Genomic DNA, 5,381 nt, shown 5'->3' with positions numbered 1-5,381 from the left:
TTTGTCGCATAATTGTTATTGTACGACATGGTCTGTTCGGCTGTAATAAAAAACCATTCCCTTGATACGTTCCCCTAAGCAAAAAAGTGAAGGAAAGCCGCGAAAACCGCTGAACGGCGCACGAAAAAACAGGTATAATAAAGACATGTTGGCAACCTGTTTTCGGAAAGGGTCTGGTGAGATGTCCTGCGTTCTTCATGGTTTGCCTTTGGAAATCCATATCCCGTTGATCGACGCCCATATTCATTTGGACCTTTATGACGAGGTCACCCGGGAACGCCTGTTGCAAGAGCTGCCGGGATGCGGAGTCGAGTCCGTGATCGCTGTTTCGATGCATCTGGCCTCCTGCAAGCTAAACCGCGCTTTGGCGGAGCGCCACCCGAACCTGGTGCGTCCGGCGTTCGGATTTCACCCGGAGCAGCCGATCCCCGCGGATCCGGAGATCGAGATGCTGTTGGACTGGATTAAGCGGCATGCCGACAACATGATTGCCGTAGGCGAGATTGGGCTCCCTTATTATGCTAGACAAGAGGCTTTGGAGCAAGGACACCGGTTTGACCTTGAACCTTACGTGGACTTGCTGGAGAAGTTTTTGATCCTGGCCAAGGAGACTGGTAAGCCGGTCGTGTTGCATGCGGTATACGAGGATGCCGACCTGGCCTGCGATCTTCTAGACCGTCACGGCATCACCAAGGCTCACTTCCACTGGTTCAAAGGCTCGGAATCGACGGTCCGACGCATGGCAGAGCGCGGCTATGCCATCTCGTTTACGCCGGATATCGTCTATGAACACGAGATCCAAGAGCTGGCCCGGCGCTACCCTCCCGATCGGGTCATGGCCGAAACCGATGGGCCATGGCCGTTCGAGGGACCGTTTGCCGGACAGATCACCCATCCGCGCATGACCAGTCACGTCGCCATGGCTTGGGCGAATCTCCAGGGCATCCCCCCGGAAGAAGCGGCAAAGACGCTGTACCGGAACACGCGGCGTTTTTACGGATTGTGACCCCTCCTAAGCCTCAAGGGTACCCTACGAAAAAACAAGCTGTCCCCCAGGTCGTCACGACCCGGACAGGACAGCTTCTTTACGTTACTTCAATTCAAAACCGCGTTTCCTCAAAAATTCGCGCATATGCAGGCGCGCCGGCTGGGCCAACTTCTCGGCCATCAGCTCGGACCAAGGCGTGTCCTTCGTCCCGCCGGTCCGTTCGTGCAGATACTTCGACATCACCTCGTCATAGGCGGCCACCTGCTCATCCTGACCGGCAGCGTCATAGCCGTTCCAGTGCAGCACGGCCGGCAGCGGAAGCCGCGGACGCAATCCCGGGTCCTGATCCGGATAACCCAGGCACATTCCGAAGACCGGATACGCCAGGCGCGGCAGTTCAAGCAACGATGCGACCTGTTCGCTTTGATTGCGAATGCCGCCGATATACACGATCCCAAGCCCCAGCGATTCCGCGGCCACCGCGGCATTTTGCGCCGCCAGCGCCGCATCGACCGTGGCTACGATAAAGTTTTCCGTTGTGCCTTCGTAAGTGGCTTGCGATGGGATATGGCGCTCCGCCGCCCGTTTGAGCCTTGACAGGTCCGCGCACCAGACCAGAAAAACGGGACACTTCGCGACATAAGCCTGATCCCCGCAAAGTTCGGCCAGCTTGGCTTTCCGAGCCGCGTCCGTCACCGCGATGACACTATAGGCCTGCACATTGCTGGAGCTGGAGGCCATTTGCCCCGCAGACACGATTTGTTCCACCAAATCTTTGGTCACCGGCCGATCGCTGTATTTGCGAATCGAACGATGCTGCATCATCCTTGATATCGTCTCGTTCATCTTCCACACTCCTGTTCCTAGCATGAGGTTAGTCCCATTATGAAACTTTCCTCCGCTTGGATCAAGGCGACCCCCTGATTGCACGAACAGATGCACCTGCAAGCCAACGCATCCCGGAAACATCGCACCTCTACTAGCCGACGACTAACCCGGTATACAACATGTACATCGCCATCCCCCAAACGATCAGCGCAGATCCCCGGTTGATTCCGCGTAGAAGCACGCCTCCCCGATCCAGGCTTCCGATCGTTTTCCCCGCCAGCGCCAAACCGAAGAACCAGATCCATGACACCATGATCGTAGCCAGCGTAAATGCCCATTTCGCGCCGCCCGGATACCCCAGCGAGCTTGTCCCGATCACGCCAACCGTATCCAGAATCGCATGCGGATTCAAGAACGTTACCGACAATGCGAATACCACCTGCTTCTTGGCAGGCAACCCGGACGGCCCGGCGGCAGCCGGGACTGACGCGTCCCTCCAAATCGTCCAGCCGATGTATAGCATAAAGACGGCCCCCGCCGCAAACAACGCGATTTTTAGCCAAGACCAGGACAAGACCAGCACCGAGACCCCCAACACCGCCAGCATAATCAAAATCGTATCGCCCACAGCGGCAGTCAGTACGGCCGGCAAAGCCCGTCGGAGCTTACGTCCGGCAGCCCCCTGGTTAAACACGAACACGTTCTGTACGCCCAGCGGCAAAATCAGGCCAAACGCCAGTAAAAACCCATGGATCGCTGCACCTAACATTCTTTTTCCCCTTTCCGTCTCTACTCCGGAATTTATTGTAACCGGCCGCTCCCGTTTTGGCTCCATCCATTTGGATGGAACTCAAACCAACCAAACGATATAATAGGGGAAAATAACGTCGTTCGAGCGAACAACCCACAATCCTGCAATCAAGGGGGGGTCTACCCACATGAACCATTCGACTTGGCGTCCCAGCCGAAATTCGCCGATCCCGCTCCATCGCCAGATCATGGAGCATCTTCGCGACCGTATCGCCGGCGGCGAGTGGCCCGTAGGGACGCGTATTCCGTCGCAACGGGAGCTGGCCGCGCGGTTTGGCGTCAACCGCAGCACGGTGGTCGCTGCGCTCGACGAGTTGGTCGCCGCCGGCCTGCTCCAGGGTGACCGGGGCGGCGGCACCCGCGTCGTCAACCGGACCTGGGGCGTGCTGACCGCCTCCCCGCCGCCGGACTGGAACGAATACGTCAGCGCCGGCGTGCAGCACCCCAATCTGCCGGCGGTGCAGGAGATAAACCGGGCCGAGTTCCGGCCGGGCATCCTGAGGCTCGGCACCGGCGAGATGGGCCCGGATCTGCTGCCGCAGGCCGAGATGGCCGAACTGCTGGGCCGGATGGCCGAACGCGCCCCAAACCTCGGCTATGGCGAGCCGAACGGGGAGCTGCGGCTGCGGGAAGCGATCGCCGCCCGGCTGAACCGGCTAGGTATCGCCGCTTCACCGGCGTCGCTGCTGATCGTCTCCGGTGCCCTGCAGGCGCTTCAGCTTATATCCGTCGGCCTGCTTCACCGGGGTTCGACGGTACTGACCGAACGGCCGTCGTACCTGTATTCGGTACCCGTGTTTCAAAGCGCCGGCATGAAGCTGCGGGGCGTGCCGATGGATGAACAGGGACTGCGCACCGATCTGGTATCCGTCTACGCCAAGCAATATTCAGGTGCCTTGCTGTATACCATTCCGACCTTCCATAATCCGAGCGGAACGGTCATGAGCGAGGCGCGGCGGCATCAGTTGTTGGAGGTCTGTGAGGCCGCCCGCCTGCCCCTCGTCGAAGACGATGTCTACCGCGAACTATGGCTGGACGAACCGCCGCCTTTGCCGTTAAAAACCCATGACGCCAGCGGCAGCGTGCTGTATCTCGGCAGCCTGTCCAAATCGCTGAGCCCCGGGCTCCGCATCGGTTGGGTCGCCGGCCCTCAGCCTGTGATCGAACGGCTCGCCGACATCAAGATGCAAAGCGATTACGGCTCCAGCGCACTTTCGCAGCAGATGGCGGCGGAATGGCTGGAGAGCGGCAGGTACGACCGCCATCTCGAGCAGCTGCGGGCCTCGCTTCGCCTGCGGCGCGAGGCGGCACTGGACGCCCTAGAGCGGCATTTCCGAGATATCGCCGACTGGGAAGTGCCGCGGGGAGGGTTTTACATCTGGCTGAAGCTTCACGGCTCGCCCTCCCCTCGCAAAGTGTTTGACGCCGCCCTGAAATCCGGCATCCTGATCAATCCGGGGCACTTGTACGACCCCGAGGCGGACGGCCGTTTGCGCCTCTCTTACGCCTATGCCGAGGCCGATGAGCTGAGAGTGGGCATTGCCCGTTTGAGCGAAGTCGTCCGTTCCTTGGATTAAGCGAGGCCAGGAAACTATTTGCCGTCCGGGAGCGTTAATATCTACGAAGGGGGAATCCACATGCTTTTGCGAAAAGGGCTGCGAGTCTGCCTGATCTGCCTGGCCGCAGTGTCCGTGTTGATCATGGCCGCCGCCTGCTCTTCAAGCGGCGAAGGAGATAAGCCGGCGGCTCCGCCGACGGTCGAACAGCCTGTTCTGGAGCAAGATCCGCCACCCGGCGAAGCCGGGGATACGGAAACGGATACCGGCAATGTGCCGGACCCGGAAGAAGAGGAAGCGGCGAACGGGAACGAGGATCCCGCGGCCTCGGCCGGGGACATGAACGGTTCGGCCGGACAGCTATATGCCATGACGTTCGAGGCCATGATGAAGCTGGACGAAGCGCTGAACCACGAAATGAACTATATCGCCGTCGACCTGAGCGAAATGACTCAGCTTACGGAAGACGACAAAGCCTATATCATTGAATACTTGCAAAGCTTCGGCACCGAAATCCGCGACCGGACGCTGGAACAGCTGATGGAGGAGGAAAATCCGGATCAGAACAGCCCGTCTTTAAAAGGCGTGCTCCTGCGCGTCGACAAAGTCGAGATTAACGAAGACTCCGCCCTGATCGAGGGCTCCAAATACCGCTCCGGCAATGGCGCCGTCGGCGCCAAGATCACGCTGAAGCTGGAGCAAGGCGCCTGGAAGCTGTCTGGATCCGAGATGACCTGGATCAGTTAAGGCAAAAAGCGGCAGCGGCCTGTGCAGGCGGCTCGGGACTGGCGCGGGGACGTAGCGGATGGCCCGGGGCTGGCTCCGGGGACTGGCAGGGCTTTCGCAGCGCTGGCTCCGAGGCTTGGCAGGGCGGTCGCGGGGCTGGCTTCGGGGACTGGCTAGAGCGGTCGCGGTGCTGGCTCCGGGGACTGGCTAGAGCGGTCGCGGTGCTGGCTCCGGGGACTGGCTAGAGCGGTCGCGGTGCTGGCTCCGGGGACTGGCAAGTGACCTGACCAGCCATCGTACCGCCGGGAGTAGCGCGAGCGGAAGCAAGCTACGCACGGACGGCTTCGAGGCAGAGCGAGGGCGGTGGCGGTGCCGCAAATTCCGTCCGCCCCCCGAGCCTCGTCAAAAATGTTGCAAAATATGCAACATTTTTGTGCCGTACAGCCCACTCTGAGGCGAAATGTTGTAATAAG

5 protein-coding genes are annotated in these 5,381 nt (G+C 60.0%); 3 read left to right on the top strand and 2 right to left on the bottom strand.

The genetic code is table 11. From position 1 onward, the window contains the following. Positions 1 to 181: 181 nt before the first annotated feature. The gene (locus MJ257_RS24250; protein WP_240271749.1) at positions 182 to 1,006 is read left to right on the top strand and encodes a TatD family hydrolase; all 825 of its coding nucleotides are present in this window, start codon (positions 182 to 184) and stop codon (positions 1,004 to 1,006) included. 84 nt (positions 1,007 to 1,090) lie between these two features. Here the strand turns inward: MJ257_RS24250 and nfsA are convergent, their stop codons facing one another. Further along, complete coding sequence (nfsA, locus tag MJ257_RS24245; RefSeq protein WP_240271748.1) at positions 1,091 to 1,834, bottom strand: oxygen-insensitive NADPH nitroreductase; 744 nt, start codon at positions 1,832 to 1,834, stop codon at positions 1,091 to 1,093. 133 nt (positions 1,835 to 1,967) lie between these two features. Next, positions 1,968 to 2,585 carry a LysE/ArgO family amino acid transporter gene (locus tag MJ257_RS24240; RefSeq protein ID WP_240271747.1) on the bottom strand — a complete coding sequence of 206 codons (618 nt, stop codon included), beginning with the start codon at positions 2,583 to 2,585 and terminating at the stop codon, positions 1,968 to 1,970. Between the two features lie 169 nt (positions 2,586 to 2,754). Between MJ257_RS24240 and MJ257_RS24235 the strand changes: the two genes are divergently transcribed. Further along, positions 2,755 to 4,203, top strand: coding sequence for an aminotransferase-like domain-containing protein (locus MJ257_RS24235; RefSeq protein WP_240271746.1), 1,449 nt, complete (start codon positions 2,755 to 2,757; stop codon positions 4,201 to 4,203). Between the two features lie 60 nt (positions 4,204 to 4,263). After that, positions 4,264 to 4,929 carry a hypothetical protein gene (locus MJ257_RS24230; protein ID WP_240271745.1) on the top strand — a complete coding sequence of 222 codons (666 nt, stop codon included), beginning with the start codon at positions 4,264 to 4,266 and terminating at the stop codon, positions 4,927 to 4,929. Positions 4,930 to 5,381 lie beyond the last annotated feature (452 nt).

Source organism: Paenibacillus timonensis, from assembly GCF_022427145.1.
Lineage (GTDB): Bacteria > Bacillota > Bacilli > Paenibacillales > Paenibacillaceae > Fontibacillus > Fontibacillus timonensis.
This window is presented reverse-complemented; position numbering and strand designations above follow the sequence as displayed.